Genomic DNA, 26,547 nt, shown 5'->3' on the forward strand with positions numbered 1-26,547 from the left:
CCGCACCCAGCAACGCAAACGTCAAACCTGGCTCGCACTGCCGGCCAGCGGAATAGAAGAGGTAGGCCATGGCTGTGACCCAGGAAGAACGAACAGCCAAGTTGGCCGAGAAGCGGCAGGAACTGGGCGAGCAGGAATTGCGGCACACGGCCCCCTACGGCACACGGCAGATGCTCGACGAACTGATGCGCTGGCATGAGATCGAGGAGGTCAGCGAGGCCGTGCAGTTACTGGTGCTGAATGGTCGGGCCGAGGATCTGCCGCCGGCGCCGCCGAAAGTCAAAGGTCCGTCCGACATCATCCGCCACTACTTCCGCGAGAAGATGCGTGAACGACTGGCGGCGCTCACCACCGACCTGGGCGAGACGAAAGACCGGTCCACGATTTGGCGGTTGATCGCACACGCCCACTCGCTTGGTGCCGAGAAGTCCGCCTACCTGCTTGCAATCCCGCGCCACGATATGGCCGTATCTGAAAACGTGGCGCGTAAATTAAGGCAAACAGGCTTCGCTAAATCGCTCCAAATGAACGCCGAAGACGACGGCGACGAATAACCCACCCTACTAGCTGCATCCGGTAACCGGAGGGCGGCGCTTACCCGAGGTAAACGAAATACCTAGGGCTCACGGCGAGTACGGAAGCCAGTACGTCAACGTACCGATAGCGCCGGTCACCAGGAAGCTGTAGCCGAAGACCGAACCGGACGATTTGAACCGGGTCATGAACACAAAATAAGCAATGATCAATGCGAGACAGAAACCGAGGATGGTGACGCCGCCGGGGGTGGTGTGGCTGAACGCCGGCGCGACGAACGTGACGATTTTCCGACTGAACCAAAACGCGCAGAACATATAGGCAAGGCTGATAACGAGGATCACTTTGACGTCGTCGTCGCTGGCACTAGAAGCCTTTCTCGGCTTGTTGGCCTCTTCATCTGCCCACTGGGCACCCAGCATCGTGTCGTGTTTCTTCCCGCGCTCATCGGAGTACTTGGGCTGGTCGCTCATTGACAGATCCTTCTGATCGATTAAAAGAGCCCTTATATAGACGGGCTCAACAGCTTGTCAACCGAACTTTAATTGTGAGCGGCGGGAAGTTTTTCATTTACTAAGCCCCTCTCAATCGATTGTCTATTCCCCGCGCGATAGCGGGAAAATTGACGATAAATCAACCCACCCGCCCGGTGTCATTCCTCAGCAGGTTGACCGCGCCCACTCAATTGCGGACAGAAAAGCAAACACGCAAGTAAGGGCCGAATAATACTTGGCGGCAGAAGAAAGAATTTCCATTTTTTATCTATTAACCGAGGCGTCTGCCCATGATCTCATACGGGAGCGTGTGCAGCGGCATCGAAGCTGCTACACAATCTCGCTTCATGTCCAAGGTATCAAAAGCTGAGTCGGGGTGCTGGGAGTGGACGGGCGCCACAAACTCATCGGGATACGGAAAATTCGGCGCTGGCGGAAAAAGAGGGGCGACCTTGCTTGCGCATCGGGTCAGCTACCTGATGCATGTAGACGACATCCCGGGCGGAATGTACATCTGCCACCGTTGCGACAATCGAATCTGTGTAAATCCTGGACATCTATTTCTCGGAACTCCCACCGAAAACAACCGAGACATGGTGAGCAAAGGCCGTCAGCGCGGTTATGACCGTTCTGGAGAAGGAAACCCTGCGGCCAAGATCACCCTTGTACAAGCCAGAGAGATAAGGGCACTCGTTGCCTCTGGGAAAAAGCGCTCAGACGTTGCCGTCGAGTATGGAATCTCCTACGGCCATTTCGGCCAGATAGTTACGAGGAAATCATGGCCGGAATAACTTATGGCTCCGTTTGTTCGGGGATAGAAGCGGCTACGCAAGCGTGGGGACCGCTGGGCATGCGCGCTGCGTGGTTCGCCGAGATTGAGCCGTTCCCCTCAGCGGTACTGGCCCACCATTACCCCGACGTGCCGAACCACGGCGACATGACCAAGCTGGCCGCCCTGGTGCTGGCCAGCAAGATCCCGGCGCCGGACGTGCTGGTCGGCGGCACCCCTTGCCAGGCCTTCTCGGTCGCCGGTATGCGCGAAGGACTCACCGACCCGCGCGGCGCCCTCACCATCAAATACGTGGAGCTTGCAGATGCAGTTGACTATGTTCGCGCTGGCCAGCGAAAGCCCGCCAGCGTCATCGTCTGGGAGAACGTCCCAGGCGTCCTCAGCGACAAAGGGAACGCCTTCGGATGCTTTCTTGGCGCGCTTGCTGGGGAAGACTGCGAGCTGCAGCCTCCAGGGAAAAAATGGCAGAACGCTGGTTGTGTGTATGGACCCAAAAGAGCAATCGCGTGGCGGGTCTTGGACGCCCAATATTTCGGCCTGGCCCAACGACGCCGTCGTGTGTTCGTTGTCGCAAGTGCTCGAGACGGGTTCGATCCCGCCGAGGTACTTTTTGAGCGCGAAGGCACTCGCCGGGATAGCCCGCCGGGACGGTCGTCGGAGTTTGCACTTCACCCTACTCTCACGGCACAAGGGGGGGGGGCTCTCTCGATGACCGAGAGGCATATGTGCTGGAGCCCGGGGGCGTCCGCCGAACCAGTGTGATCGAGTGGGAGCGCTGCCAAGGCTTTACCGACGATTACACCCTGATCCCCTGGCGTGGCAAGCCTGCCAGCGAATGCCCGGACGGTCCCCGCTACAAGGCGATTGGCAATAGCAAGGCCGTCACCGTGGTTCGCTGGATCGGCCGGCGCCTTCTGCAACAACTCTGAAATCCCCCACCCCACCGCCCGGGCATGGCCCGGCAAGGACTCACTACACCGATACGATCACAAGCGTTCTTTCAGAGCTGATACGTCTTACCCCTTAAAGTTAAAAAGCTTTTCTGCTCCCGACAACAGGTCAGATTCCTCTACCGGACAAGTCAAATTGAAGGCGTTGCAGATTGCTCTGACTGATTGAGGGAAAGGCGCTTTTGCATATGGAGATATATAAACAGCTTTTATCAAGCTGCTCACATCTATAGATAATGTGCGATGAGAGGGTACAAAATTCTCAAAATTAGAATGAGAGGCTTCACCCACAAAAAAGGCTCGCACCTCATTCTCGTGGGCAAAAGATATACGCTTTAGCATTGGAACAATATGCCCATCAACATTACAGTCAAGGGGAGAAAGATTTTCGTCGTCGTAATCAAGATATTTCACTGCACCAATAAATATTTTTTTATCTACTTGCGCACAACTGAGCAAAGCGCTTTCTAGATCTCCGACAGTAGTTTTGATTGCAACCCCTTTATTCTGATCACTATATAACTTCCACATAGCCTCAGATTGGTGATCCGAACGATACCAACAGCTTACCAACGTACCTTTAAATACAGCATCAATTAACTTCTTAAAGTTCGAATCACGATTATCAATAGACAAACGCATTTTTTTAACGCCGTCATTTTGAGAAACATGCGGAGGCATACCGTTTGCTTCTAACAACGCGAGCATGGCGCGTGTCCCTTCGTATGCCTTACCGCTTATATCATACATAGCTCGCAATGCTACCAAAGGAGGATAACCTTCAAACGGATCCGTATCAGCGTAATAACTTAGCGGAGAAAAGAACAGGGATTCATCACTAACAATATTCACAAACTTATCTAGTGACATATAACGCCACAACACGTCTTCGCGATTTAGACTCTTTAGAATCTCGACTTCCATACACGCACCACTTGCTGTTTTTACGACATTAACACCTATCTCCCACCATACCAATAAATGGAGGCTGTCTATGCCCGTAGAAAAAAAACCGGACACGCCGTTGAAGGTTGAGCTATCGACAGTCACAAAGCTGGTCATCACCGGCGCGCCGCGGCTGGACCCGATCACCGTCTTCCTCGAGGACTTCGGCCGGCGCGACTGCCCGACCGATTCCGATCCAAACTACCAGACGGGCCAAGGCAAGATCACCATCAACTGCTGGGACAACAGCTGGAACGCATACTGGGGCGGGATGGGGCCGCGCACCGTCGCCGAGTTCGTCGCTAAATGTGACTGGGGCTACGTCCTGAACTGCCTGGATCGCGGGATCAGTAGCACGCGATTCAGTGGTGACGCGCTCCACACCTTCGCCAAAAAGTGCATCGTCCAGCGCAGGCGGCAGCAAACCGGGCGCCACGACTGGGAGCTGGGCGAGCTGAGCAAGGGCGAGGCCATGGAGCTGTGGCATGACATCGATGTTCTGCGCAGCGTTGAGTCGCCGAACGAATGCTGGCATCACAGCACGTTACTGACCGAGCTTTTCGGTGATGAGTGGCACTACCCCGTCGGGGACAAGGCCGTCGAGGAAAACCACGAATTCACGTACCTAAAGCGCGTAGTCGAGGCAGTTCAGGAAGCGCTGCGGCTGGAATCGCTGCAGCAGGAGGCAGCATGAAGCGTATCTACCTCAGCGGCCCCATGACCGGACTGCCCGGCCTCAACTTCGCCGCATTCCACGCAATGACCGACAACCTGCGCGCCGACGGCCACACCGTCACCAACCCCGCCGAACTCAACCCCGACGGCGGTACCTTGAACGACTGCATGCGCCGCGACATTGCCGCCCTGATGGACTGCGACACCGTGGCCACCCTACCCGGCGGGGAGTATTCAAAGGGTGCCCGCCTGGAAGTCTTGATCGCCGAACGCTCCGGCATGACGGTGGTGAATGCCCATGATCTGGTTACATCTCACCCGATAAATATCTAGGCAGATAAATTCTTAATAAGAGCGCGCGCGCCCGTTTCTAACTCTTTATATTGAGACGTGATCTCTTTCCCACCTCTAGCTGTTTCCTTTACCAGGTTCAAGTGACGCCTAAGCCTCGGGCGCTCGTCCTCGAAAACAATATAAATCATCTTTTCAAACCATTCGGTAACAGAATCATCCAAATCAGAGGGGCGCGTAGCAAACCTAGAAATATCTTCATCACTGAGTATTTCACACATATTGCTCCATGCGTAATTCAAGCTTTTCGAGTGCTGCCACCACAGCTCCATTCCAAAATCCTTCATCACCTCGCTTGGATCATCTTCAAGCGTCTCACTGTTTAAGGAGTTCATCAATTGATCTCGAACAGATATCACAAAGCGCCTGATGAAATCAGGGTCACTAGTCATATCCCTGAGCTCTTTTATCATTCGATACTTTTCTGCGTGTTTAAACTGCGTGCGCCATGAATTTAATGCATATACAGCAGTGAGTGCAGCTCCAATTGTAGCTAAGCTTGAAAGAGCTCCAAGGAACGTAATAAAGCTCACCTCACCCGATTTCGTAAAAATAAAACCAAATACAACTCCAGCACAAAACAATAAACAACAGTAGCAAAAAATTACATAGCCGTTCGTTCTGCTCATTTTATTTCCGCCATGTTACTTAAGACTGAGAGCTTAACCTACTAACCCCTCCCCCTTCAAAGTCAGCCGCTATAGCGGCAAGGACGAACTCGCCCATGAAAACGGTGAAGCTCACGGAAAAACAGCACCTCGTCCTCGATGAGTTGCGCAAGATCGGGCGCAAAAACGCCTATCGATATGTTGAAAAGCAGGCGTATCTGCACCAGGAAGACCTCAGGAAGCTAACTCTTGGAGATCAGGCGTGCGTGTTCGGTATGGGCGGCTTGAGCTATCAAGTAGCGCAACGCCTGGGCACCTCTGCTCCATCCGTATTGAGCATCTTCAAAGCCCTGCGACGCAAAGGTCTGGTGCTCCGCGAAGAGAGCTATCCCGATTATCAGCGGGCGCGCTACTGGTGGCCGGTTGGCCTGGCCGCCGAGCTCTACGCCGAACTGCAGGCTGAAAACCGGGTGACGCCATGACCTCCACCTTAAGGCTCTCGAGCGAGTTGATCTGAAAATGCCGGGCGTGGATGTGACCAATGGACCAAGGCGTTGAGTTACTAGCCCAGAGGAAGGGAGTTGTTTAACTCGCAGCTAACTACTACGGTCCACTGAATCACTGCCCACAGCATGAAGGGCGCGCTCCAATGGCTTGATAGAGCGCCAGCCGGCAATACACCTCAACAGCAAATTTCTGAAATGCATGCGCGACATGTCATTTCTAGCACAGCTTTCGATCTAGTCCAGGATCGATTTCAAATAAAAACCATCCCCCTACATGCCTGCCGGTAATCGGTGTCAGGACAATTGACTATCGATCCAACGCTCAGCAGCAGCCATAGCTTCATCGAGGGCGGCTGGGTAGTCGGGCCAGGGCCCAGTCAGTTCAGCGGCAACCTCGCCCAACCCATCAATTGGCGCTGGCTCGATGATCTTCGCGGCAATCGGCGCATCGTCGTTCGGACGGCGCCAGTCGAACTTGAGAACCATCGTGTGACCCCGATACGAATGGGCAATTGGAACATCGAGGTTGTGCGACACGCGCCCTCCTGAACACCAGATGCATTGAACAAACTTGTACACGCTTCCCTGCGCCGCAGGAATCCAGGCGAAAAGCCATCAATCCCCCCCCTACATGCTTGCCGGAGAGAGGCGCTTTACTTGTCCCGTCTACGCCAGCCTATCGCCAGGAAAACTAAGCCAGGTATCAAGAGTCCCGGAGCGACATAGGCAAGTGTTCCACTCGAGAGCAGGCCAGTAATTCCAAAAACAAAGCCACAAATCGTAAGGGGCAGTCCCACTAGGAATATCGGCTGCTTGAACGCCTTATCCATCGTTCGATTCCATTCAAGAATTTTTCCTATTAAACCATATGTGCCTGCCGGTGAGCGGCGGGCCACCTTCTGCCGCCGCGTGCGGCCAGGACTCCCCATGTCAGCAGCCGAACAATTCAACGACGGCATCACCGGCGACAAAGTCTCCGAGGCGCAGATGGCACAAATCCTTGGTACCACCCTCGCCGCCCTGCGCTCCAAGCGCGCCCGAAAGCAGATACCCGAAGGTGTCTGGAACACTCATTGCGGCAGGATTATCTACAGCATCAGGAGATACTACGAATGGCTCGAAAGCCAATGGGTTTGCCCGCAGGAATGGACCTCCACCACGGATCGATCCGCATCCGCTTTATGTGGAACGGCAGCCGGCGCAGTGAAACGCTCCCCTATCCCCCGACACAGAAAGGAATCAAGTCTGCCTCACAGGTTGTTGATCAAGTAAAAGGTCTGATCAAGCTGGGGTTGCTCGACGACGACAAGTACGCCGAGCTGTTCCCCAGCTCCAGTAATGTGTCCGGGGGCAAGATCAACTTCGGCGAGTACGCCCAGCTCTGGCTGGATAGTCGGGAGGTAGTCGCTGGCACGAAGGGGAACTACAAGGGCGCGCTGAACCGCTACTGGATGCCGGGCCTTGCCCTGGTGAGGATCGATCTGATCACCACCACCCTACTGCGCCGGGTCATGGCCGCCAGTGAGTGGAAGTCACCCGGGGTGAAGCGCAACGCGATCTCGAAACTGTCGACCATCCTGAATTCGGCGGTCAACGAGGAGCTGATCCCGAAAAACCCTGCTGCCATCCTCGAGCTGCCCAAGCGCACTAAAAAGGAAATCGATCCATTCACCCTGGACGAAGCCAACCAGATCATCGCCAAGATGTACGAGCACGACCACTGGCCCAGCACGATCTATGCGGCATTTTTTGAGTTTGTGTTTTTTACAGGAATGCGTCTATCCGAAGCCTTGGCGATGCGCTGGGACGAGGTAGACGAGCATAAGAAGACGGCCCACGTGTGTCGTGGTGTCGCACTGGGGGAAGTGGTGGAGCGCACGAAAACGGGTGGCGACCGCTTTGTATTGTTGAATGACCGGGCGCTGCACGCAGTGGCCTTCGCCAGGGAATATGCAGAACGTCGGAAAAAGGGCAAGGGAAAGGTTCTGGAAACCCCTTTCGTCTTCCCGCCGTCGAAGAACGCAGAGTACGTCCGGCAGACCTCCGACCTGCACAAGCAATGGATTCCGACACTGAAGGCGCTGAACATCCGTCGTCGCCCGCCATACAACTGTCGTCACACCTATGCGACAATATGCATTATGTCTGGCATGAACCCCGCCTTCATCTCCCAGCAGCTCGGCCATAGTGTGCAGATGCTGCTCTCGACTTATGCGCGTTGGATCAACTCAAGCTCGGACTGGAGCGAAATGCAAAAGCTCCAGATTGGTCCCAAATTGGTCCCAGTTCAAATAAGCGCACCCTAAGCTATTGATAGGTAAAGTAATTGATCTCCACAGCTAACATCACCATGCAGTTCGGCGCCAAGCCGCTCTTCGAGAACGTCTCGGTCAAGTTCGGCGCTGGCAACCGTTATGGTTTGATCGGTGCCAACGGTTGCGGCAAGTCGACCTTCATGAAAATCCTCGGTGGCGACCTCGACCCGTCCGGCGGCCAGGTCATGCTGGAGCCGAATGTGCGCCTGGGTAAGCTGCGCCAGGACCAGTTCGCCTACGAAGAATTTACCGTGCTCGACACCGTGATCATGGGTCACGAGGAGCTGTGGAAGGTCAAGGCCGAGCGCGATCGCATCTACTCGCTGCCGGAAATGAGCGAAGAAGACGGCATGGCCGTGGCCGAGCTGGAAACCGAGTTTGCCGAGATGGACGGCTACACCGCCGAGTCCCGTGCCGGCGAACTGTTGCTAGGTCTGGGTATTCCGCTGGAACAGCATTTTGGCCCGATGAGCGAAGTGTCTCCAGGCTGGAAACTGCGGGTTTTGCTGGCCCAGGCGCTGTTCTCCGATCCTGAAGTGCTGTTGCTCGACGAACCGACCAACCACTTGGACATCAACACCATCCGCTGGCTGGAAAACATTCTGACCCAGCGTTCCAGCCTGATGATCATCATCTCTCACGACCGTCACTTCCTGAACAGCGTGTGCACCCACATGGCTGACCTGGACTACGGCGAGCTGCGTCTGTTCCCGGGCAACTACGATGAGTACATGACCGTGGCGACCCAGTCCCGCGAGCAACTGCTGTCGGACAACGCCAAGAAGAAGGCGCAGATCTCCGAACTGCAATCCTTCGTCAGCCGCTTCTCGGCCAACGCCTCGAAAGCCAAGCAGGCGACTTCCCGTGCCAAGGCGATCGACAAGATCCAACTGGCCGAGGTCAAGCCTTCGAGCCGTGTGAGCCCGTTCATCCGTTTCGAGCAGAACAAGAAGCTGCACCGCCAGGCGGTCATCGTCGAGCGCATGGCCAAGGGCTTCGACGGCAAGCCGCTGTTCAAGGACTTCAGCTTCCAGGTTGAAGCCGGCGAGCGCGTGGCGATCATCGGCCCGAACGGTATCGGCAAGACCACCCTGCTGCGCACCCTGGTCAACGAATTGACCCCGGACGCCGGCAGCATCAAGTGGACCGACGCCGCCGAACTGGGCTACTACGCCCAGGACCATGCGCATGATTTCGAAGACGACGTCACCCTGTTCGACTGGATGGGCCAGTGGACCCAGGGCGAGCAGATGATCCGTGGCACGCTGGGTCGCATGCTGTTCTCCAACGACGAGATCCAGAAGTCGGTGAAGGTGATTTCCGGTGGTGAGCAAGGCCGCATGCTGTTCGGCAAGCTGATCCTGCAAAAGCCGAACGTACTGATCATGGACGAACCGACCAACCACTTGGACATGGAATCCATCGAGGCGCTGAACCTGGCGCTGGAAAACTACCCGGGCACGCTGATCTTTGTCAGCCACGACCGTGAGTTCGTATCGTCCCTGGCCACCCGCATCATCGAGTTGAGCGCCACCGGCGTAATCGACTTCAGCGGCACCTATGACGACTACCTGCGTAGCCAAGGCGTTGTGTTCTAACACCCACGTTTAGCTACAAGCCGCACGCTAGAGCCCCGTCCACTGTGACGGGGCTTTTTGCATGCGTGTGGCGCACCCGCATTGATAGTTAGCCTGCTTTCTTTTCTCCCAGCCGCTTGCCATGATGCGTCCACCGCCCGCCAGCGAACGAGTGATCATGCCTGCCGCCGCCCCCAGTTCTCTGTCGATCACCCTGCAGATCGTCTCCATCGTCTTCTATACCTTCATCGCCTTCATCTGCATCGGCCTGCCGATTGCGGTGATTCCCGGCTATGTGCACGACCAGTTGGGCTTCAGCGCGGTGGTGGCCGGTCTCACTATCGGCTCGCAATACCTGGCTACCCTGCTCAGCCGGCCCATGGCCGGGAGGATGTCGGATAACGTCGGCACCAAGCGTGCGATTGTGTTGGGGTTGGCGGGGATTCTGCTGAGTGGTGGGCTGACGTTGCTCGCCACGTTGTTGCACAGCCTGCCCCAACTGAGCCTCGGCGTACTGATCGCTGGGCGGCTGCTGCTGGGCGTGGCTCAGGGCCTGATCGGCGTGGGCACCATCAGTTGGTGCATGGGCCAGGTTGGCGCCGAGCACACGGCGCGATCGATTTCATGGAACGGCATTGCGTCCTACGGCGCAATTGCCATCGGCGCACCGCTGGGCGTGGTGATGGTCGCCGAATATGGCTACAACAGCCTCGGAATCGCCCTCGCGGTGCTGTCGGCATTGGGGCTGGTGCTGATCCGCAACAAACCCTCGGTACCGGTCGTGCGCGGTGAACGGTTGCCATTCTGGGCGGTGTTCGGGCGTATCGCGCCATTCGGCACCAGCCTGTGCCTGGCGTCTATCGGCTACGGCACGCTGACCACCTTTATCACCCTGTATTACGTCAATCGCGGCTGGACCGGAGCGGCTTACTGCCTGACCATGTTCGGCGCCTGTTTCATCCTGTCGCGCCTGGTGTTTATCTCCGCCATCAGCCGCTTCGGCGGTTTCCCCGCGGCAATCGGCTGCATGGTCATCGAGACGCTGGGCCTCACCCTGCTCTGGCTGGCGCCGTCCACCGGCGTGGCGTTGATTGGCGCCGGGCTCACCGGTTTCGGCCTGTCCTTGGTGTACCCGGCGCTCGGCGTCGAAGCGATCAAGCAGGTACCCAACAGCAGCCGTGGCGCGGGCTTGAGTGCGTATGCCGTGTTTTTTGACCTGGCCCTGGCGATTGCCGGGCCGATGATGGGTTTTATCGCACTGAACCTGGGCTACGGCTGGATCTTCTTTTGCGCCGCGCTCCTATCGATCAGCGCCCTGGGCCTGACCCTGCTGCTCCAGCGCCGCGCTTACTGATCAGCGGTCTGCAACCCCGCCCGGGAAGGTTCGGCGAGGGCGTGGCTGAAAAACCGCCCGGCCTCGGAGATCAAGTCGCGGTGGATACCCTTGCGGTCGACGCCCTCGGCGTCGGTGCACAGCGCCGGCATCGCCGCCATTTGATCGCTGTCACACGGCGCCATGAACACGAAGTGCCCTGCCCCGGCCAGTAACTTGAAGTCTGGCGGTTGCGGCAGTTTGCGTGCCAGGGCGGCGGCGTTCTTGTCGACGGCCACCAGTTTGTCGCCATCCCCGCTGTAGAGCAGCACGGGTACATGAACATCTGCCAAGGTGTGGCGGCCGAACATCAGGCTCAGCGGCGCCATCAGCATCAGCGCGTGGATGCGGGGGTCGGCCTGAGGCTGCAGGTCGTCGCGGTCCATCACCAATTCGCCCTGGGTGGTGCAGGCGTCACGATCTTCCGGGCGTTCCTGGCAGTAGCGCCGCAAGCGGTCGAAATCCGGCTTGGCCCCCGCCAGGATCAACGCGGTCTCGCCCCCTGCCGAGTAACCGATCACGCCAACCTGGTCGACATCGACAAACGGCGACAGCATCGGGTCGCCGAGGGTCGCGGTGATGGCTTCGGAGATCTGGATCGGCCGACCGTAGAGGTTGCTCACCGTGCCCAGGCGACTGTGGTCTTTATAGTTGTCGCCCGGATGCAGCACCGCCACCACCACGAAGCCCTTGCGCGCCAGCGAGGTGGCCAGGTCATGCAGGGCCAGCGGCGTGCCGGTGTTGCCGTGGGACAGCATCAACATCGGAAACCGTCCGATGGCGATCTTGGAATCTTCCGACGCCGCGACGTGATAAGCGCCCAACTGCGTGGTGTGCTCGGCGTCGGTGGACGGGTAGAACGCAACGGCCTTCATCGGCTGCAGGTCCAGCGGATCGAGAAACGTCATGCGGTGGAAGCCCACACTCCAATGGGGGTGCGGCGCGGGCGCGGCGTGCACTGAAATCAGGCCACCGAGCAGGGAAAGAACCAGAACAGCACAAAGACGCATCATGGGGATGTCCACCTTTGCTGCGGGAGAAGCGACATGTCGCATTAAACATCCAGGGTATAAACCCATGTTGCATAACCTGGGCCATATTGAAAAAGACCGCAGGCAAACGAAAAAACTCCGTACTCCGGTCGCTTTGCGGCGAGCAGAATACAGAGTTTAGGCGCCCCGTTTCAGATTGAAACGGGGAACAGCGATATTTTACGCAAGCCTTACTCAGGCGGCGGCGAACAATTGCTCGCTGATTACCAGGTTGGCCTCGCTCAAGGCTTTGCTGCGCACTTCATCACCGTAGGCCAGGCCTTCGGCGCGGACGATTTCGATGTCGGTGATGCCGAGGAAGCCCAGCAGCAGTTTCAGGTAGTCTTCGTGGGCCACACCGCTGGCCTGACCTGCGTGCAGGCCGCCCGAGGTGGAAACGATGATGACTTTCTTGTTGCCGCACAGGCCTTCCGGGCCGGCTTCGGTGTAGCGGAAGGTCTGGCCGGCCACCGCGATGCGGTCGATCCAGGCTTTGAGTTGGGTCGGGATGGTGAAGTTGTACATCGGCGCGCCCAGCACGATGGCGTCGGCGGCGAGGAATTCAGCCAGGGTCGACGCACTCAGGTCGGCTTCGTGTTTCTGCGCTGCATCGCGGGCAGCCTCCGGTGTCCCAAGGGCACCCAGGGTCGCACCGGAGAAGTGGTTGATGCCTTCAGCGGCCAGGTCGCGGTACGTCACTTCCACGGAAGCGTCTGCGGCTTGCCAGGCGTTGACCACCGCCGCGCTGAGCTGACGGGAAACCGAGTTGTCGCCGAGGATGCTGGAATCGATATGCAACAGTTTCATGGGAAATCTCCGATTAGGATCGTCAGTGGCGATCAGATGGTGCGATCCTACGCATGAAACCAATGGTCGATAAGCCGGCTGAAATGCGATAGTTTGTCCCACTGATGAGACAATGGGCCGTTCATGCAAGACCTCAACGATCTCTACTACTTTGCCAAAGTCGTCGAAGCCGGCGGTTTTGCGGCCGCTGGCCGACTGTTGGGCATTCCCAAGTCGCGGCTGTCGCGACGCATTGCCGAGCTGGAAGAGCGCCTCGGCGCGCGCCTGCTGCAACGCACCACGCGCCAACTAACCCTCACCGCCGTCGGCGAGCGCTACCTGCGCCATTGCCAGGCTATGTTGCTGGAAGCCGAGATGGCCGATGAAGCCGTGGCCAGCATGTCCAGCGAGCCACGCGGACGGCTGCGGGTCAGTTGCCCGGTGGGCATGGCCCAGCACATCTTGCCGGAGCTGGTGGCCGGGTTTCTTGCTGCGCACCCCCAGGTCCAACTGGAGATGACCCTGGTCAACCGCCGTGTCGACCTGGTGGCCGAGGGCATTGACGTGGCCCTGCGCGTGCGCGAACTCGGTGACGAAGACCCATTGCTGGTGACCAAGCGCCTGCGCGCCGCCCAAACCGTGCTGGTGGCCAGCCCGGCCTTCTTGCTCGGCAAGCACATTCATTCCCTCGAAGACCTCAGGCAACTGCCCATACTCGGCGCGCTCGAGCCCGACCGCATGGTGCACCAGCGCATTCTCGACCCCGACGGCAATCCCCACGAATTGGTGATGGAAGCACGCCTGGGCATCGATGACTTCATTGTGCGCAAGGCCAGCGCGATCATGGGCCTGGGGTTCACCGTCCTGCCCATGATGTACTGCGAAGAGGAATTGGCCCGCGGCCACCTGGTGCAACTGCTGCCGCAATGGTCCTTGCCGGGCGGCTGGCTGCAAGCCGTGTACCCGCATCGGCGTGGCGTATTGCCAGCCATTCGTGCGTGGATCGACTACCTGGAAGAAGGCTTCAAGAACTGCGGAGACCGCCTACTGTGAAGATGACCGAAGCGCAAGTCGCTGCCTTCTGCCTGAGCCTGCCCGGCGCGCGGGAAGACTACAAATGGGGCGGAGTGCGGGTGTTTTCGATTGCCGGCAACAAGATGTTCGCCTTGCAGGGCCTGCGCGGTGACTCGCTGGCGTTCAAAGTGGACAAGGAACTGTTCCTCGGCCACGTCGACCGACCTGGCATCCACCCGGCGCCGTATCTGGCGAGGGCGCAGTGGGTCATCGTGAACGTGCCCTACCCGCTGGGCGCCGAGGAATTGCGTAGGCTGCTGCAGCGTTCCCACCAACTGGTAGTAAGCAAGCTGCCCAAGCGCACGCAAATCGGCTTGCGGCTAGAGGACTGACAGCAAGGTGCCCCCCAGGAACAACTGGTCCAGCCAGAACACCTGGTGCAACAGCACGATCACCCAGAACAGCACCTGATACGACACCTTGCGCGTCTTGTGCCGAAACACCTGCTGGGCAATCAATGCGCCTGGCCAGCCGCCCGCGAGTTCCACGGCGTGCAGGATGTTTTCCGGGGTGCGCCAACGGTCGGTGCGGGCCTTGCGTTTGTCGTTCCAGTACATGAAGAACGCCAGCACGCTGACCACGCCATAGGCCACCAGCGGGATCAGCGTTTCGCCCCGCAGCCAGACCAGCACCGCACCCAACAACGGCGCCGCGCACAGCAGCACGAAGAGCGCCGCTTTCAGGCGCGGATGCTGGATGTTCATGCCTTGGCCGCCGCCCAGTCGATCCAACCGAACTGCCACGTGGCCAGGATCAACAGGCCGAACGCAATGCGGTACCAGGCAAACACCGCATAGCTGTGGCTGGCGATGAATTTGAGCAGGCCCTTGACCGCGATCATCGCAAAAATGAACGAGGTGACGAACCCGATGGCGAACACTGGCAAATCCGCTGGCTGGAACAGGTCGCGGTACTTGTAGCCCGAATACACGGCCGCACCGACCATCGTCGGCATCGCCAGGAAGAACGAAAACTCGGTAGCGGTCTTGCGCGACAAGCCGAACAGCAGGCCGCCGATAATCGTCGAGCCAGAGCGCGAGGTACCCGGAATCATCGCCAGGCATTGGGCAAAGCCGACCTTGAGCGCGTCTTTCCAGGTAATGTCATCCACCGTTTCGGCATGCACCTCATGCTCACGGCGTTCTGCCCACAACATGATGATGCCACCGACCACCAACGCCGTGGCCACGGTGACCGGGTTGAACAGGTAATGGTGAATCAGGTCGGCGAAGATCACCCCCAACACCACGGCCGGCAAAAACGCGATCAGCAGGTTGACGGTAAACCGCTGGGCCTTGGGCTGGGTTGGCAAACCGACGACGACGTCGATGATCTTGCGCCGAAATTCCCACACCACCGCCAGGATCGCACCCAACTGGATGATGATATTGAAGGCGTTGAAGCGGTCACCGGTAAAGTCCAGCAAGTCGGCGACGATGATCTGGTGGCCGGTGCTGGAGATCGGCAGGAACTCCGTCAGCCCTTCCACGATGCCAAGAATCAATGCCTGAATGGCGGTCCAAAAATCCATGCTTCCCCCTGAGGTCATGTACGTGGCATGCCCCGTGACTATTTTTAGTGGTTCACTGACGAAAAACGCACTGAAGGCTCAGTGATGATGATCAACGGCGGAATGCAAAAATTCCGTGAAAAATCAGACAGTACTCAGGTTTTCCGGTGTCGGGCCGAAAGCCTATCAGACACATCGTAAAAGTCGATGCACGCATACAATTATAAAAAGCACGGAGTGACAGGACGATGAACAGTTTGCGCAGTATGTCGATCAGCCGCCGCCTCTGGCTGATCCTGATAGTCGCCGTGTTGATGTTGCTGGCACTGGGCCTGCTGATGCTCAAGCAGATCCATGATGACCTGTACCAGGCCAAGCGCCAGCAGACCCAGCACGTGGTGCAAACCGCCAGTGGCGTGCTCGGCTATTACCAGAACCTCGAGAAAACCGGCGCGCTCACCCGTGAAGCCGCGCAGAAGCAGGCGTTGAGCGTGGTGCGCGGGCTGCGCTACGACCACGACGACTATTTCTGGATCAACGACCTCACCCCGGTGATGATCATGCACGCCGCCAACCCCAAGCTGGACGGCCAGAACCTGTCGGCCATCCGCGACCCAGACGGTTTCGCGGTGTTCAACGAGTTCGTGGCACTGGCCAAGGCCAAGGGCGCGGGCATCGTCAACTATCGCTGGCCCAAGCCAGGTGCCGACGCGCCGGTGGCGAAAACCTCTTACATCCAGTTGTTCGAACCCTGGGGCTGGGTCATCGGCTCTGGCGTCTATGTAGACGATGTGCAGGCCGAATTCACCGGACAGCTGTGGAAAGCCTCGTTCATCGGCCTGGGCATCGCAGGGGTGATGGCCCTGCTGGTGGCGTTGATCGCCCGCAGCATCGTGCGGCCCTTGCAGGCCGCGGTGAACGCCATGGCCAACATCGCCAGCGGCGAAAGTAACCTGACCCGCAGCCTCGACACCCATGGCCGGGACGAAGTCACCCAACTGTCCGAACACTTCAACAGTTTCACCGCCAAGCTGCGCCAGGTGGTGAGCCAGTTGCAGGTGTGTGCCGGCGCGCTGGGCCAGTCATCGACCGAGCTGGGCAGCAACGCCACCCAGGCCCATGACCGCAGCCAGCAACAGTCCCAGCAAATGGAATTGGTGGCCACGGCCATCAACGAGGTCACCTACGGCGTGCAGGACGTGGCTAAAAATGCCGAACACGCCGCCAGCGAAATGCGCGACGCCCAGGCCCAGGCGCAGCAGGGCCAGATCAACATCGACGGCAGCCTGCAACAGATCGACCAACTGTCCGGCACCATCAGTCAGGCTGTGGACGTGATCCGCACCTTGTCCAGCGAAAGCACGCAGATTGGCGGCGTGCTCGAAGTGATCCGCTCCATCGCCGACCAGACCAACCTGCTGGCGCTCAACGCGGCGATTGAAGCTGCGCGAGCAGGCGAGCAGGGTCGCGGTTTTGCCGTGGTGGCCGATGAAGTGCGCCTGCTGGCCCAGCGCACACAAAAATCCACCGCCGAGATCCAGGTGATGATCGAGCGCCTGCAAGGGCATTCGGAAGCGGCAGTGAAAGTGATCAGCGACAGCCACAGCGCCTCCCAACTGACCATCGAGCAAGCTGGCCAGGCCGGTGCCAGCCTGACGGCCATCGGCCAGGCGCTGCGTAACCTGAACGGTCTGAACGCCTCGATTGCCAGCGCCACGCTGCAACAGGCTCATGTGGTGGAAGACATCAATCAGAACGTGACCCAGGCTGCCGGGTTGTCCCACAGCACCGCGCTGGCGGCGGAACAGTCAAGTGTGGCGAGCGTGCATTTGCGTGGCCTGAGCGAACAACTCAACGGCCTGCTGCGCCCATTCAAGGTCTGAGCGCAAAGGCGGTGATTTGTTTACAATCACCGCCCTCTCACTTTCTCCCAAGGAACCGCCATGTCCGGGCTTGAACTGTTCGCCGCCGCCCTCGGGGTGATCGCTGTCTGGCTGACGGTCAAGCAAAATCCCTGGTGCTGGCCCATCGGCCTGGTGATGGTGCTGCTGTACACCTGGGTGTTCTACGACGTGAAACTCTATTCCGACATGCTGTTGCAAGTGGTCTACGCCGGGCTGCAAGTCTACGGCTGGTGGCAGTGGACGCGCGCCGGTGACATCCAGCAAGGCCGCCAGGTCACCCGCCTCGGCTGGCCTGCGGTCAGCACCAGCCTCGCCGTCGGCGCCGTCGGCAGTCTGTTGCTCGGCGCTGCCATGGCGCACTGGACCGACGCTGCCCAACCCTGGCTCGACGCCGCCCTGACTGGCTTCAGCCTGGTGGCGCAACTGTGGATGGCGCAGAAACGCGTGCAGTGCTGGCCGCTGTGGATTGTCGTGGATGTGATCTTCGTCGGGCTGTTCCTCTACAAAGGCCTCTACCTCACCGCTGCGCTCTACGCGCTGTTCACCGTGATCGCCGTGCAAGGCTGGCGTGAATGGCGCGCCGACCCGGCGTTGCAGCCATGAAGGTGGTAGTCCTGGCGGGGCCTGAATCCAGCGGCAAAAGTTGGCTGGCGGCCGAGTTGCATGCGCATTTTGGCGGTTTGATGGTGGGTGAATATGTGCGCTATTTCATCGATCACCATCAGCGCGACACCACGCTGGCGGACATCCCTGCCATCGCCCACGGCCAACTGGCCTGGGAGGATGCCGCGCGGGCGCAACAGCCGCCGTTGCTGATCCTCGACACGCACCTGCTCACCAACAAGCTGTGGAGCCAGACCCTGTTCGGCGATTACCCGGCGTGGCTGGACAGCGAACTGTTGGCCCGGCACTACGACCTGCATTTGCTGTTGTCACCGGAGGATGTGGAATGGACCGCCGATGGCCAACGCTGCCAGCCGGAACTGGCGGATCGCCAAGCGTTTTTCCAGGGCAGCCTGGACTGGATGCAACAACATCGACAGCCGGTGCTGGAGATTCGAGGGGATTGGAAGGCACGCAGACAAGCAGCGTTTTCAGCCGTTGAACAACTGCTGCAGCATTAACACAGTACGCCTGCGATAGCGGTGGGCCAGCTTGCACTTGCTTCGACTGACACACCGCTATCGCGGGCAAGCCCACTCCCACAGGGGGCTGGCGTTGGACGGATTTTCCGGGCCCGACACACATCCAATGTAGGAGCTGGCTTGCCTGCGATAGCGGTGGGTCATTCGATACAGGATTCGACTGACCCACCGCCTTCACGGGCAAGCCGGCTGTTAGTAGCCCAGGGACAGGCCCGTATTGCGACGCGGGTCATTCGCCCCGTAGAACCGGTTTTTACCGACAGGCTTGCCATCCAGCGACGGCGCACCCACCAGGATCGCGGCCAGGTGGTTGGCATCCTGCGGCCCGGCGAACGTGTGGCCCCAGCTCTCGAGGATCTTCTGGGTATCCGGGCTCACCGCAAAGGTTTCCAGGTTGGTAGTCTCCGGCATCCATTGCTGGTGGAAGCGCGGCGCGTCCACGGCTTCCTGGATGTTCATCTTGTAGTCGATCACGTTCAGCATCGTCAGCAGGGTCGCAGTAATGATGCGGCTACCACCCGGCGTCCCCACCACCATGACTGCCTTGCCATCCTTGGTGACGATGGTCGGGCTCATCGACGACAGCGGCGCCTTGCCCGGTGCGATGGCGTTGGCTTCGCCCTGGACCAGCCCGTACATGTTCGGCACGCCGACCTTGACGGTGAAGTCGTCCATTTCATCGTTGAGGATCACCCCGGTCTTGCTCGCCATTACGCCCGCACCGAACCAGTCGTTGAGGGTGTAGGTGACAGACACCGCGTTGCCCCACTTGTCGACGATGGAATAGTGGGTGGTGTTGTTGCCTTCATGGGGCGACACACCCGGCTTGATCGCCTGGGAATCACCGGCCTTGTGCGGCTCGATGGCGTCACGCAGCTTGGCCGCGTAGTTCTTGTCCAAGAGGTGCTCGATCGGGTTCTGGACGAAATCCGGGTCGCCCAGGTAGCTGTTGCGGTCCACATATGCGTGGCGCATGGCTTCGATCTGGTAGTGCATGCCCTGGGCCGAGTGGTAGCCGAGGTCGGCCATCGGGTAGCCTTCGAGGATGTTCATGATCTGGCAGATCACCACGCCACCCGAGCTCGGAGGCGGTGCCGAGACCACGTGATAGCCACGGTAGTCGCACTCGATCGGCGCCAGTTCGCGGGTCTTGTATTTGTCCAGGTCAGCCTGGGTGATGATGCCCTTGCCGGCCTGGCTGGAATCAACCAGCGCCTTGGCGACCCAGCCTTTATAGAAGCCGTCGCTGCCCTTGGCGGAGATTTCCTTGAGGGTCTTGGCCAGGTCCTTCTGCACCAGTTTCTGGCCCACCTGCATCGGCTGGCCGTTGTGCAGGAAGATGCCGCGCATGTCCTTGTCTTTCTCGAACTCGCCGGTGGCGGTATGCAGCAGATCGATATCGCCCTGCTCCAGCGCAAAGCCGTTTTCTGCCAGTTTGATCGCCGGGGCAATCACCTGGGCGCGCTTGAGGGTGCCGTATTTGCTCAGGGCCAGTTCCATGCCCGAGACGGTACCGGGCACGCCCACGGCCAGGTGGCCCTTGGCGCTGAGGCCTTCGATGACGTTGCCGTCTTTGTCGAGGTACATGTCGGCAGTCGCTGCCAACGGGGCTTTTTCACGGAAGTCGAGGAAGGTCTTGCGCCCGTCGGCCAGCTGCACGGTCATGAAACCACCGCCGCCCAGGTTGCCTGCCGCCGGGTACACCACCGCCAGCGCATAACCCACGGCCACTGCCGCATCCACCGCGTTGCCGCCGGCCTTGAGTACATCCACACCCACATGAGTGGCCAAATGCTGGGCCGTCACCACCATGCCATTTTCACCCGCCACTGGGGCCTGGGAAGCGGCTTGCACTCCGCTGACCGTCAGCACCAGCGCGGTGGCAATCAAGGTACGGCTGAAGGGTTGGTATTTCATCCATGGCTACTCTATTTATTGAGGTGCACCAAAATAGCCCGTCCCGAATTGATTCCCCAGCGCGATGGCGTTTTTTTTACAGAACCTGTCGGTCACGGAACGGCCGCTGTAAACGCCATGTTATATTTCGCCCCCGTTTCCAGCCGCCTCCATGACACGAGCCCCCCATGAGCTTTGACTTCGACACGATCCACCCCCGCCTCGGCACCGGCAGCACCAAATGGAACCGGTACCCCGCCGAGGTACTGCCGATGTGGATCGCCGACATGGACATCGCCGCGCCGCCCGCGGTGTTGCAGGCCCTGCGCGAGCGCCTCGACCAGCAGATCCTCGGCTACAGCGTGGCCGGCCCCGATGTGCGCGAAGCCATCGTCGCCGACCTGTGGAACAAATACGCCTGGCGCGTTCTGCCCGAAGAGCTGCTGTTTTTGCCCGGCGTCGAACCCGGTTTCAATATGGCGCTGCATGCCTTTGTGCAACCGGGCCAGCCGGTGGTGCTGCAGACCCCGAATTACCGGCCGATCCGCCTGGCGCCGGGGAACTGGAACCTGCCGCGTATCGAAGTGCCGTTCGAACGGGTCGACGGTGAATACCGCACGCCACTGTCTGCCCTGCGCGATGCATTGGCCGGCGCCGGCGCACTGCTGCTGAGCAACCCGCACAACCCGATGGGCAAGGTATTCCCCCGTGAAGAACTGCTGGCCGTGGCCGACGCCTGCCTGGAACAGGGCGCGCTGATCATCAGCGACGAAATCCACGCCGAGCTGTGTTTCGACGGCCGCCGCCACATCCCCACTGCCAGCCTCAGCGCGGAGATTGCCCAGCGCACCATCACGCTGATGTCGGCGAGCAAGGCCTATAACGTGGCCGGTTTGAAAACCTGCTTTGCAGTGATCCAGAACGCCGAGATCCGCGAGCGCTTCAACAATGCCCGCTGCGGCATGGTCGACAGCGTGAGCCCTCTGGGCCTGGAAGCCACCCGCGCAGCCTACAGCCAGTGCGGCGACTGGCTCGAGGCACTCAAGCACTACCTGCAAGCCAACCGCGACTACCTGCTCGATGCCGTGCAAACCCGCCTGCCGGGCGTGGTCATGCACGCGCCGCAGGGTACGTTCCTGGCCTGGCTGGATTGCAGCGCGCTGGGGCTGGATGACCCACAGCAGTTCTTCCTCGAGCAGGCCAAGGTCGGGTTGAGTGCGGGAATTGAATTCGGCGATGACAGCCAGCAGTTCGTGCGCCTGAACTTCGGCTGCCCACGGGCCATGCTGGAAGAAGGACTGCAGCGCATGGAGCAGGCCCTGAAGATGCGCTAAACAATGCGGGAGGGGCTGGCCTCTCCCGCATTGGAAGGCGGTTCACAATTTGGCGATGGACACTTCGGTGGACTTCACAAAGGCAATCACTTCACTGCCCACTTTCAATTCCAGGTCACGCACCGAGCGGGTGGTGATCACCGACGTCACGATGCCGGATGCGGTCTGCACGTCAATCTCAGACACCACTTCGCCCAGCAGGATCTCCTTGATCACGCCCTTGAACTGGTTGCGCACGTTGATCGCTTTAATGGTCATGTCGGCTTTCCTTTTAACTATTGGGTCAATCCGCACGAATGCGCAGGCCATCAAAATGCGCCGTTCACGCAGAGATTAAAAGGAATAAATAACTCTTTGTTTATTCGATTAGGAAATATATAAACTGTTGCTCAGGCAACAGTCGTTCAACAATTTGCCCTTTTCCGCCACAGCACCTCAGGCCTCAGCCCCCATAAACAGGCGCCCGCAGCAGATGGCACAGAGACTGCATATTCCTATAAAGCATGATGGAACATGCCATTTCAGTTTTCTGAATATAAGAAAAGCCTTCTCTCAATGCCTTGCCGGAGCTGTTCCATGAAACTCTTCACTCAACGTCTGTTCGGCGCCTGCGCCCTCGCCTTCTGCCTGCAGCCACTGGCACAGGCGGCCGAAACCACGCCAGCCGAAGTCAACCTCGACTACGCCTACTACTCGCCGGTCAGCCTGGTACTCAAGCACTTCGGCTGGCTGGAACAAGCCCTGCCGCAAACCAAGGTCGGCTGGGTCTTGAGCCAGGGCAGCAACCGCTCGCTGGAATACCTCAACAGCGGCGGCGTGGACTTCGCCTCGTCTGCCAGCCTGTCCGCCGTACTCAGCCGCGCCAACGGCAGCCCGATCAAATCGGTGTACGTGTACAGCCGCGCCGAGTGGACCGCCCTGGTGGTGCGCAAAGACTCGCCGTTCACCAGCGTTACCGACCTCAAGGGCAAGAAAATCGCCGCCACCAAGGGCACCGACCCGTACCTGTTCACCCTGCGCAGCCTGCAAAAAGCCGGGCTGAAAAAGGACGACGTGGAACTGGTGCACCTGCAACACCCGGACGGTCGTACCGCCCTGGAGAAGGGTGACGTGGACGCCTGGGCCGGCCTCGACCCGCACATGGCCGCCAGCGAAATCCAGGCCGGCTCGCGCCTGCTGTACCGCAACAAGGACTACAACAGTTACGGCGTGGTGAGCGTCACCGAGAAGTTCGCCAAGGAGCACCCGCAGACCATCACCAAGGTGCTCGGCGCCTATGAAAAAGCTCGTGACTGGGCGGTGAAACACCCCGATGAGTTCGCCAAGCTGCTCGCCGACGAATCCGGCCTGCCGCTGGAAGTGGCCAAGTTGCAACTGTCGCGAACCGACCTGAGCACCCCGTTCCTCAGCGCCAAGGATGTGCAATCGTCGAAGGCCGCTGCGCCGATCCTGGTGTCCGAGGAACTGGTGCGCAAAGGGGTGAATGTGGACCAGGTGATCGACCAGTTGATCGACACCTCGTTCGGCAAATAAGGGGCCCGCGATGACCAGCAAAAGCCAAGCACTGCCGCTGCCCGCGCCGGTGCTGATCAACCGCAGCGCCTGGCCGCGACGCCTCAAGGGGCTGGTGTTGCCGGTGCTGATCCTGTTGATCCTTGAAGGGGTGGTGCGCATCGGCTGGCTGCCGTCCTACCAGATGCCGGCCCCCAGCGAGATCGCCGTTACCCTCGGCGACCTGGCCGAAGGCGCATTGTGGAAACACATCAGCGCCAGCCTTGGCCGCGTCCTGCTGGGCTTTGCCATCGGCGCCAGCCTGGCCTTGGTGTTTGCCGCGTGGGTCGGCCTGAGCCGCGAGGCCGAGGCCTATCTGGAACCGACATTCGCCGGGCTGCGCTCGATCCCGAGCCTGGCCTGGGTGCCGCTGTTGCTGTTGTGGCTGGGCATCGACGAGACCTCCAAGATCGTGCTGATCGCCATCGGCGCGTTCTTCCCGGTGTACCTCAATGGTGTCGCGGCCATCCGCGATATCGACCGCAAGTGGGTGGAAGTCGGGCAAATGTACGGCTTCAGCCGGCGGCGATTGGTGCGACGCATCCTGCTGCCGGCCGCCCTGCCCGGCCTGTTTACCGGATTGCGCAGCGGCTTGAGCCTGGCGTGGATGTTCCTGGTGGCGGCCGAATTGATCGCCGCGACCAAGGGCCTGGGTTACCTGCTCAGTGACGGGCGGGAAACCTCACGGCCGGACATCGTTCTGGCCGCGATCATCGTGCTCGCGCTGCTCGGCAAGGTCAGCGACGGCCTGCTCGCGGCGCTGGAAAAGCGCTGCCTGGCGTGGCGCGACACCTTCCAGGGGACGGCACAATGAACCCGCTATTGGACATTCACGTGGTGCGCAAAAGCTTCGGCAGCACCACGGTACTCAAAGACGTGCACCTGGCCTTGCAACCGCGTGAAGCGGTGAGCCTGCTGGGCCCCAGCGGTTGTGGCAAAAGCACCTTGCTGCGCATCGTCGCCGGGCTGGAACAGGACTTCCAGGGCCACTTGCACAGCCCCGACGGCGAAGTCGCGTTCGTGTTCCAGGAACCACGGCTGATGCCCTGGCTCACGGTGGAGCAGAACATCGGCTTCAGCGATGACAGCCGCTACGACAAGGCCTGGGTCGCGCAATTGATCGACGAAGTCGGCCTCAAAGGCTTCGCCCAGGCGCTGCCCAAGGCGCTGTCCGGCGGCATGGCGCAACGGGTCGCCATCGCACGCGGCCTGTACTCGCGCCCCCAGGTATTGCTGCTGGATGAGCCGTTCAGCGCAGTGGATGCGTTTACCCGCATGAAGCTGCAGGACTTGCTGCTGCAACTGGCCGAGCACCACGCCATCGCGTTGCTGCTGGTGACCCATGATGTGGACGAGGCGCTCTACCTCAGTGACCGCGTTCTGGTGATGGACAACCGGCCGAGCAGTATTCGCCAGGAACTGGCGGTGGACTTGCCGCACCCGAGGGATCGACGCGATCCACTCCTGGCGCAGCTGAAGGCGCTGTCGTTGACCGAGTTGCAGCGCGCGCACGTCATCTGAGTGTGTGTTGAATGTGGGAGGGGCTTGCTCCCTCCCACACTTAACTCAGAGTGACCCAATACCGGGTGCGCGCGTGCACCTCAAAGCCCAGGGTCGAGGCCAGCAGGTTGAGGATGCGGTCGGTGTCATCCAGACGAAAGCTGCCGGTTACCCGCAAACCTTCGAGGCGCGGATCCCAGCGCAACACCCCCGGCCGATAACGCTCCAACTCCCGCAGGAAATCCCCCAACGGCTGGTTCTGCGCTGCCAGCACACCCTCGCGCCAACCCAGTTGCAGCACGTCGAACGGCACCCACTGGCCGAGCCCGCCGGCTTTCAACGACGCTTGCTGGCCGGCTTTCAACGACGCTTGCTGGCCGCCTTGCAACGTCGCCAACTGCCCATTGAGGTCACGTACTTCAACAACGCCCTTGAGCACCGACACCCGGCACCCGCTCGCGAATTGACGCACGCAGACTTCAGCCTGGCTGACCTTGAGCTCCCCGTAGCGCGTCTGCACGGTCATGGCGGCTGTGCCCGGCACATTCAGCGCCAGCTCACCCTCCACCAGGCGGATGCGCCGCTCGATCACGTCCACGGCTGTGGCCGTGTTGAGCTGCAGGCTAGCGCCATTGGCCAACGGCAGGCGTTTGCGTTCGCCGGTCGCGGTATGCAGGTCGGCTCGCCACACGTCGATGGGCAATTGACGGCTCAACAGCCACGTCGCCGGCACCAGCGCCGCTACCCCCAGCGCACGCTTGAGCACGGCACGCCGCCCCGGTTGCGGGCGGTCGAGGCTCGCCATCGCCAGGGCCTGGGGCAACCCGCTGAAGCGTTGACGCAGGGATTGGGCTTTCTGCCAGGTCTGTTCATGCTGCGGGTGGCTGTCGCGCCAGTGCTGCAATGCAACATGATCACGCTCGGTGGCCGCGCCGGATTCCAGCAACGCCAGCCATTGCGCAGCGGCGCGGGCAACATCGCGGCTCACAGGTCCACCAGCAGACAATGCTCGTAGGCCTGGGCCATGTAACGCTTGACGGTGCGTTCGGACACTTCCAGGCGCTCGGCAATCTCGCGATACCCCAGGCCTTCGAGCTGGCTCCACAGGAACGCGCGGCGGACCAACACCGGCAGGCCGTCGAGCAACTCATCCAGGGCTTGCAGGGTTTCCAGCATCAGCCAGCGCTGTTCGGGCGACGGCACACACGCTTCGGGCAGGCTGGCCAGCGCATTCAGATAGGCCTGCTCGAGGCTGCGACGCTGATGGAAGTTGACCAGCAGGCGCTTGCCTACCGTCACCAGGTACGCCCGGGGTTCCTGCATCTGCGCGATCGGCTGGGCACTGGCAAGCACGCGCAAGAACGTATCCTGGCTCAGGTCCGCCGCATCCCAGGCGTTGCCCAGCCGCCGGCGCAGCCAGCTTTCCAGCCAACTGCGGTGGTCGCGGTAGAGGCTCGACAATGTCAGCTCAGGGGCGTGCGTCGGGACAACAGCATCATTCATGGCAAGCAACCTGCGCGGCGCGACTATGTCTCAAATGAGATTAATTCTAATTAATATCGCGTCGGCGCACCACGCTATTTTCAACATCGCGTTTACAGCATCGCCGCCTTCTGGCGCAGCAGGTCAATAAACAGGCGCACCTCCATAGCCACCGGCAGCGCCGCCGCCAGGCCCATTGAAGGAATTTGTTATGTCG

General features: G+C 59.9%; 31 protein-coding genes and 1 pseudogene. 20 read left to right on the top strand and 12 right to left on the bottom strand.

Annotation, left to right across the window (positions count from 1 at the left end; genetic code table 11):
• The first annotated feature begins 68 nt into the window (after positions 1–68).
• A complete protein-coding gene (locus tag CQ041_RS17400) occupies positions 69–554 on the top strand; it encodes a hypothetical protein (protein ID WP_105523628.1) in 486 nt (161 codons plus the stop codon).
• Positions 555–623: 69 nt separating this feature from the next.
• Here CQ041_RS17400 and CQ041_RS17405 read toward each other — a convergent pair whose 3' ends face one another.
• Complete coding sequence (locus CQ041_RS17405; protein WP_105523629.1) at positions 624–1,007, bottom strand: hypothetical protein; 384 nt, start codon at positions 1,005–1,007, stop codon at positions 624–626.
• Positions 1,008–1,375: 368 nt separating this feature from the next.
• Between CQ041_RS17405 and CQ041_RS26850 the strand changes: the two genes are divergently transcribed.
• The 3 genes from CQ041_RS26850 to CQ041_RS26600 are packed head-to-tail and all read left to right on the top strand — an operon-like array spanning position 1,376 to position 2,747.
• Positions 1,376–1,819 carry an HNH endonuclease gene (locus CQ041_RS26850; RefSeq protein ID WP_371923023.1) on the top strand — a complete coding sequence of 148 codons (444 nt, stop codon included), beginning with the start codon at positions 1,376–1,378 and terminating at the stop codon, positions 1,817–1,819.
• A 59-nt stretch (positions 1,820–1,878) separates the two neighbouring features.
• Positions 1,879–2,580 carry a DNA cytosine methyltransferase gene (locus CQ041_RS17415; protein ID WP_256586811.1) on the top strand — a complete coding sequence of 234 codons (702 nt, stop codon included), beginning with the start codon at positions 1,879–1,881 and terminating at the stop codon, positions 2,578–2,580.
• Entirely contained in the window at positions 2,577–2,747 is a 171-nt protein-coding gene (locus CQ041_RS26600) for a hypothetical protein (protein WP_256586812.1), read from the top strand. Before CQ041_RS17415 ends, CQ041_RS26600 begins: the two co-directional genes overlap by 4 nt.
• Before the next feature lie 87 nt (positions 2,748–2,834).
• On the opposite strand, the gene CQ041_RS26220 is transcribed toward CQ041_RS26600, so the two are convergent.
• Positions 2,835–3,692, bottom strand: coding sequence for a DUF2971 domain-containing protein (locus CQ041_RS26220; RefSeq protein WP_146116075.1), 858 nt, complete (start codon positions 3,690–3,692; stop codon positions 2,835–2,837).
• A 70-nt stretch (positions 3,693–3,762) separates the two neighbouring features.
• Here CQ041_RS26220 and CQ041_RS17420 point away from each other — a divergent pair, with 70 nt between their 5' ends.
• Positions 3,763–4,407, top strand: a complete 645-nt coding sequence (locus CQ041_RS17420; protein WP_105523631.1) for a hypothetical protein — start codon at positions 3,763–3,765, stop codon at positions 4,405–4,407.
• Positions 4,404–4,721, top strand: coding sequence for a DUF4406 domain-containing protein (locus tag CQ041_RS17425; RefSeq protein ID WP_105523632.1), 318 nt, complete (start codon positions 4,404–4,406; stop codon positions 4,719–4,721). The genes CQ041_RS17420 and CQ041_RS17425 overlap by 4 nt, the downstream gene beginning before the upstream one ends.
• Here the strand turns inward: CQ041_RS17425 and CQ041_RS17430 are convergent.
• Positions 4,718–5,368: a hypothetical protein gene (locus CQ041_RS17430; RefSeq protein ID WP_146116076.1), complete on the bottom strand. Its 651-nt coding sequence runs from the start codon at positions 5,366–5,368 to the stop codon at positions 4,718–4,720. The genes CQ041_RS17425 and CQ041_RS17430 overlap by 4 nt on opposite strands.
• Before the next feature lie 95 nt (positions 5,369–5,463).
• Between CQ041_RS17430 and CQ041_RS17435 the strand changes: the two genes are divergently transcribed.
• The gene (locus CQ041_RS17435; protein WP_105523634.1) at positions 5,464–5,829 is read left to right on the top strand and encodes a hypothetical protein; all 366 of its coding nucleotides are present in this window, start codon (positions 5,464–5,466) and stop codon (positions 5,827–5,829) included.
• A gap of 318 nt (positions 5,830–6,147) precedes the next feature.
• Here the strand turns inward: CQ041_RS17435 and CQ041_RS17440 are convergent, their stop codons facing one another.
• Positions 6,148–6,390, bottom strand: a complete 243-nt coding sequence (locus CQ041_RS17440; RefSeq protein WP_105523635.1) for a hypothetical protein — start codon at positions 6,388–6,390, stop codon at positions 6,148–6,150.
• Between the two features lie 575 nt (positions 6,391–6,965).
• Between CQ041_RS17440 and CQ041_RS17445 the strand changes: the two genes are divergently transcribed.
• The 3 genes from CQ041_RS17445 (at position 6,966) to CQ041_RS17455 (ending at position 11,099) form a co-directional block, all read left to right on the top strand.
• Positions 6,966–8,159, top strand: coding sequence for a tyrosine-type recombinase/integrase (locus CQ041_RS17445; RefSeq protein WP_105523636.1), 1,194 nt, complete (start codon positions 6,966–6,968; stop codon positions 8,157–8,159).
• 20 nt (positions 8,160–8,179) lie between these two features.
• Positions 8,180–9,766 (top strand): ABC-F family ATPase, encoded by a 1,587-nt coding sequence (locus CQ041_RS17450; RefSeq protein ID WP_010210624.1) that lies wholly within the window; start codon positions 8,180–8,182, stop codon positions 9,764–9,766.
• A gap of 157 nt (positions 9,767–9,923) precedes the next feature.
• Positions 9,924–11,099 (top strand): MFS transporter, encoded by a 1,176-nt coding sequence (locus CQ041_RS17455; RefSeq protein ID WP_105523637.1) that lies wholly within the window; start codon positions 9,924–9,926, stop codon positions 11,097–11,099.
• Here the strand turns inward: CQ041_RS17455 and CQ041_RS17460 are convergent.
• Positions 11,093–12,130: a dienelactone hydrolase gene (locus CQ041_RS17460; protein WP_105523638.1), complete on the bottom strand. Its 1,038-nt coding sequence runs from the start codon at positions 12,128–12,130 to the stop codon at positions 11,093–11,095. The genes CQ041_RS17455 and CQ041_RS17460 overlap by 7 nt on opposite strands.
• 213 nt (positions 12,131–12,343) lie before the next feature.
• On the bottom strand, positions 12,344–12,955 hold the full coding sequence (locus CQ041_RS17465) for an FMN-dependent NADH-azoreductase (RefSeq protein ID WP_105523639.1): 612 nt from the start codon (positions 12,953–12,955) through the stop codon (positions 12,344–12,346).
• 123 nt (positions 12,956–13,078) lie between these two features.
• On the opposite strand from CQ041_RS17465, the gene CQ041_RS17470 reads away from it, so the two are divergent.
• The gene (locus CQ041_RS17470) at positions 13,079–13,987 is read left to right on the top strand and encodes a LysR substrate-binding domain-containing protein (RefSeq protein WP_105523640.1); all 909 of its coding nucleotides are present in this window, start codon (positions 13,079–13,081) and stop codon (positions 13,985–13,987) included.
• Positions 13,988–13,989: 2 nt separating this feature from the next.
• Positions 13,990–14,340, top strand: a complete 351-nt coding sequence (locus CQ041_RS17475) for an MmcQ/YjbR family DNA-binding protein (RefSeq protein ID WP_177429396.1) — start codon at positions 13,990–13,992, stop codon at positions 14,338–14,340.
• Here CQ041_RS17475 and CQ041_RS17480 read toward each other — a convergent pair.
• Both CQ041_RS17480 and CQ041_RS17485 read right to left on the bottom strand, forming a co-directional pair.
• A complete protein-coding gene (locus CQ041_RS17480; RefSeq protein WP_105523642.1) occupies positions 14,329–14,712 on the bottom strand; it encodes a DUF1294 domain-containing protein in 384 nt (127 codons plus the stop codon). The genes CQ041_RS17475 and CQ041_RS17480 overlap by 12 nt on opposite strands.
• The gene (locus tag CQ041_RS17485) at positions 14,709–15,539 is read right to left on the bottom strand and encodes an undecaprenyl-diphosphate phosphatase (protein WP_105523643.1); all 831 of its coding nucleotides are present in this window, start codon (positions 15,537–15,539) and stop codon (positions 14,709–14,711) included. Before CQ041_RS17485 ends, CQ041_RS17480 begins: the two co-directional genes overlap by 4 nt.
• Positions 15,540–15,856: 317 nt before the next feature.
• Between CQ041_RS17485 and CQ041_RS26855 the strand changes: the two are divergent.
• The 4 genes and pseudogenes from CQ041_RS26855 to CQ041_RS17500 form a co-directional block, all read left to right on the top strand.
• Positions 15,857–16,546 (top strand): annotated as a pseudogene (locus CQ041_RS26855) (cache domain-containing protein); the annotation flags it as partial.
• A gap of 120 nt (positions 16,547–16,666) precedes the next feature.
• Positions 16,667–17,401 carry a methyl-accepting chemotaxis protein gene (locus CQ041_RS26860; protein ID WP_371923024.1) on the top strand — a complete coding sequence of 245 codons (735 nt, stop codon included), beginning with the start codon at positions 16,667–16,669 and terminating at the stop codon, positions 17,399–17,401.
• 60 nt (positions 17,402–17,461) lie between these two features.
• Positions 17,462–18,025, top strand: a complete 564-nt coding sequence (gene pnuC, locus CQ041_RS17495) for a nicotinamide riboside transporter PnuC (protein ID WP_105523645.1) — start codon at positions 17,462–17,464, stop codon at positions 18,023–18,025.
• The gene (locus CQ041_RS17500) at positions 18,022–18,546 is read left to right on the top strand and encodes an AAA family ATPase (RefSeq protein WP_105523646.1); all 525 of its coding nucleotides are present in this window, start codon (positions 18,022–18,024) and stop codon (positions 18,544–18,546) included. The genes pnuC and CQ041_RS17500 overlap by 4 nt, the downstream gene beginning before the upstream one ends.
• Positions 18,547–18,759: 213 nt before the next feature.
• On the opposite strand, the gene ggt is transcribed toward CQ041_RS17500, so the two are convergent.
• Positions 18,760–20,484 (bottom strand): gamma-glutamyltransferase, encoded by a 1,725-nt coding sequence (gene ggt / locus CQ041_RS17505; protein WP_105523647.1) that lies wholly within the window; start codon positions 20,482–20,484, stop codon positions 18,760–18,762.
• A gap of 167 nt (positions 20,485–20,651) precedes the next feature.
• Here ggt and CQ041_RS17510 point away from each other — a divergent pair, with 167 nt between their 5' ends.
• The gene (locus CQ041_RS17510; protein WP_105523648.1) at positions 20,652–21,797 is read left to right on the top strand and encodes a MalY/PatB family protein; all 1,146 of its coding nucleotides are present in this window, start codon (positions 20,652–20,654) and stop codon (positions 21,795–21,797) included.
• Between the two features lie 42 nt (positions 21,798–21,839).
• On the opposite strand, the gene CQ041_RS17515 is transcribed toward CQ041_RS17510, so the two are convergent.
• Positions 21,840–22,055: a molybdopterin-binding protein gene (locus CQ041_RS17515; RefSeq protein ID WP_003173733.1), complete on the bottom strand. Its 216-nt coding sequence runs from the start codon at positions 22,053–22,055 to the stop codon at positions 21,840–21,842.
• 318 nt (positions 22,056–22,373) lie between these two features.
• On the opposite strand from CQ041_RS17515, the gene CQ041_RS17520 reads away from it, so the two are divergent.
• The 3 genes from CQ041_RS17520 to CQ041_RS17530 are packed head-to-tail and all read left to right on the top strand — an operon-like array spanning position 22,374 to position 24,869.
• Entirely contained in the window at positions 22,374–23,330 is a 957-nt protein-coding gene (locus CQ041_RS17520) for an aliphatic sulfonate ABC transporter substrate-binding protein (protein ID WP_105523649.1), read from the top strand.
• A gap of 10 nt (positions 23,331–23,340) precedes the next feature.
• Positions 23,341–24,162 (top strand): ABC transporter permease, encoded by an 822-nt coding sequence (locus CQ041_RS17525; protein WP_105523650.1) that lies wholly within the window; start codon positions 23,341–23,343, stop codon positions 24,160–24,162.
• Complete coding sequence (locus CQ041_RS17530; RefSeq protein WP_105523651.1) at positions 24,159–24,869, top strand: ABC transporter ATP-binding protein; 711 nt, start codon at positions 24,159–24,161, stop codon at positions 24,867–24,869. The genes CQ041_RS17525 and CQ041_RS17530 overlap by 4 nt, the downstream gene beginning before the upstream one ends.
• Positions 24,870–24,909: 40 nt before the next feature.
• Here CQ041_RS17530 and CQ041_RS17535 read toward each other — a convergent pair whose 3' ends face one another.
• Both CQ041_RS17535 and CQ041_RS17540 read right to left on the bottom strand, forming a co-directional pair.
• Positions 24,910–25,836 carry a FecR domain-containing protein gene (locus CQ041_RS17535; protein WP_105523652.1) on the bottom strand — a complete coding sequence of 309 codons (927 nt, stop codon included), beginning with the start codon at positions 25,834–25,836 and terminating at the stop codon, positions 24,910–24,912.
• Positions 25,833–26,351, bottom strand: a complete 519-nt coding sequence (locus CQ041_RS17540) for a sigma-70 family RNA polymerase sigma factor (RefSeq protein ID WP_105523653.1) — start codon at positions 26,349–26,351, stop codon at positions 25,833–25,835. The genes CQ041_RS17535 and CQ041_RS17540 overlap by 4 nt, the downstream gene beginning before the upstream one ends.
• Between the last annotated feature and the right edge of the window lie 196 nt (positions 26,352–26,547).

It is taken from the genome of Pseudomonas sp. MYb60 (assembly GCF_002979555.1).
In the GTDB taxonomy this organism is placed as follows: Bacteria; Pseudomonadota; Gammaproteobacteria; order Pseudomonadales; family Pseudomonadaceae; genus Aquipseudomonas.

What these genes read in the sequence shown, in the direction of transcription:
- CQ041_RS17400 (WP_105523628.1), top strand. Translation starts at nt 69, where the DNA reads ATGGCTGTGACCCAGGAAGAACGAACAGCCAAGTTGGCCGAGAAGCGG.
- CQ041_RS17405 (WP_105523629.1), bottom strand. Translation starts at nt 1,007, where the DNA reads ATGAGCGACCAGCCCAAGTACTCCGATGAGCGCGGGAAGAAACACGAC.
- CQ041_RS26850 (WP_371923023.1), top strand. Translation starts at nt 1,376, where the DNA reads ATGTCCAAGGTATCAAAAGCTGAGTCGGGGTGCTGGGAGTGGACGGGC.
- CQ041_RS17415 (WP_256586811.1), top strand. Translation starts at nt 1,879, where the DNA reads ATGCGCGCTGCGTGGTTCGCCGAGATTGAGCCGTTCCCCTCAGCGGTA.
- CQ041_RS26220 (WP_146116075.1), bottom strand. Translation starts at nt 3,692, where the DNA reads ATGGAAGTCGAGATTCTAAAGAGTCTAAATCGCGAAGACGTGTTGTGG.
- CQ041_RS17420 (WP_105523631.1), top strand. Translation starts at nt 3,763, where the DNA reads ATGCCCGTAGAAAAAAAACCGGACACGCCGTTGAAGGTTGAGCTATCG.
- CQ041_RS17425 (WP_105523632.1), top strand. Translation starts at nt 4,404, where the DNA reads ATGAAGCGTATCTACCTCAGCGGCCCCATGACCGGACTGCCCGGCCTC.
- CQ041_RS17430 (WP_146116076.1), bottom strand. Translation starts at nt 5,368, where the DNA reads ATGAGCAGAACGAACGGCTATGTAATTTTTTGCTACTGTTGTTTATTG.
- CQ041_RS17435 (WP_105523634.1), top strand. Translation starts at nt 5,464, where the DNA reads ATGAAAACGGTGAAGCTCACGGAAAAACAGCACCTCGTCCTCGATGAG.
- CQ041_RS17445 (WP_105523636.1), top strand. Translation starts at nt 6,966, where the DNA reads ATGGCTCGAAAGCCAATGGGTTTGCCCGCAGGAATGGACCTCCACCAC.
- CQ041_RS17455 (WP_105523637.1), top strand. Translation starts at nt 9,924, where the DNA reads ATGCCTGCCGCCGCCCCCAGTTCTCTGTCGATCACCCTGCAGATCGTC.
- CQ041_RS17460 (WP_105523638.1), bottom strand. Translation starts at nt 12,130, where the DNA reads ATGATGCGTCTTTGTGCTGTTCTGGTTCTTTCCCTGCTCGGTGGCCTG.
- CQ041_RS17465 (WP_105523639.1), bottom strand. Translation starts at nt 12,955, where the DNA reads ATGAAACTGTTGCATATCGATTCCAGCATCCTCGGCGACAACTCGGTT.
- CQ041_RS17470 (WP_105523640.1), top strand. Translation starts at nt 13,079, where the DNA reads ATGCAAGACCTCAACGATCTCTACTACTTTGCCAAAGTCGTCGAAGCC.
- CQ041_RS17475 (WP_177429396.1), top strand. Translation starts at nt 13,990, where the DNA reads ATGACCGAAGCGCAAGTCGCTGCCTTCTGCCTGAGCCTGCCCGGCGCG.
- CQ041_RS17480 (WP_105523642.1), bottom strand. Translation starts at nt 14,712, where the DNA reads ATGAACATCCAGCATCCGCGCCTGAAAGCGGCGCTCTTCGTGCTGCTG.
- CQ041_RS17485 (WP_105523643.1), bottom strand. Translation starts at nt 15,539, where the DNA reads ATGGATTTTTGGACCGCCATTCAGGCATTGATTCTTGGCATCGTGGAA.
- CQ041_RS26860 (WP_371923024.1), top strand. Translation starts at nt 16,667, where the DNA reads ATGGAATTGGTGGCCACGGCCATCAACGAGGTCACCTACGGCGTGCAG.
- pnuC (WP_105523645.1), top strand. Translation starts at nt 17,462, where the DNA reads ATGTCCGGGCTTGAACTGTTCGCCGCCGCCCTCGGGGTGATCGCTGTC.
- CQ041_RS17500 (WP_105523646.1), top strand. Translation starts at nt 18,022, where the DNA reads ATGAAGGTGGTAGTCCTGGCGGGGCCTGAATCCAGCGGCAAAAGTTGG.
- ggt (WP_105523647.1), bottom strand. Translation starts at nt 20,484, where the DNA reads ATGAAATACCAACCCTTCAGCCGTACCTTGATTGCCACCGCGCTGGTG.
- CQ041_RS17510 (WP_105523648.1), top strand. Translation starts at nt 20,652, where the DNA reads ATGAGCTTTGACTTCGACACGATCCACCCCCGCCTCGGCACCGGCAGC.
- CQ041_RS17515 (WP_003173733.1), bottom strand. Translation starts at nt 22,055, where the DNA reads ATGACCATTAAAGCGATCAACGTGCGCAACCAGTTCAAGGGCGTGATC.
- CQ041_RS17520 (WP_105523649.1), top strand. Translation starts at nt 22,374, where the DNA reads ATGAAACTCTTCACTCAACGTCTGTTCGGCGCCTGCGCCCTCGCCTTC.
- CQ041_RS17525 (WP_105523650.1), top strand. Translation starts at nt 23,341, where the DNA reads ATGACCAGCAAAAGCCAAGCACTGCCGCTGCCCGCGCCGGTGCTGATC.
- CQ041_RS17530 (WP_105523651.1), top strand. Translation starts at nt 24,159, where the DNA reads ATGAACCCGCTATTGGACATTCACGTGGTGCGCAAAAGCTTCGGCAGC.
- CQ041_RS17540 (WP_105523653.1), bottom strand. Translation starts at nt 26,351, where the DNA reads ATGAATGATGCTGTTGTCCCGACGCACGCCCCTGAGCTGACATTGTCG.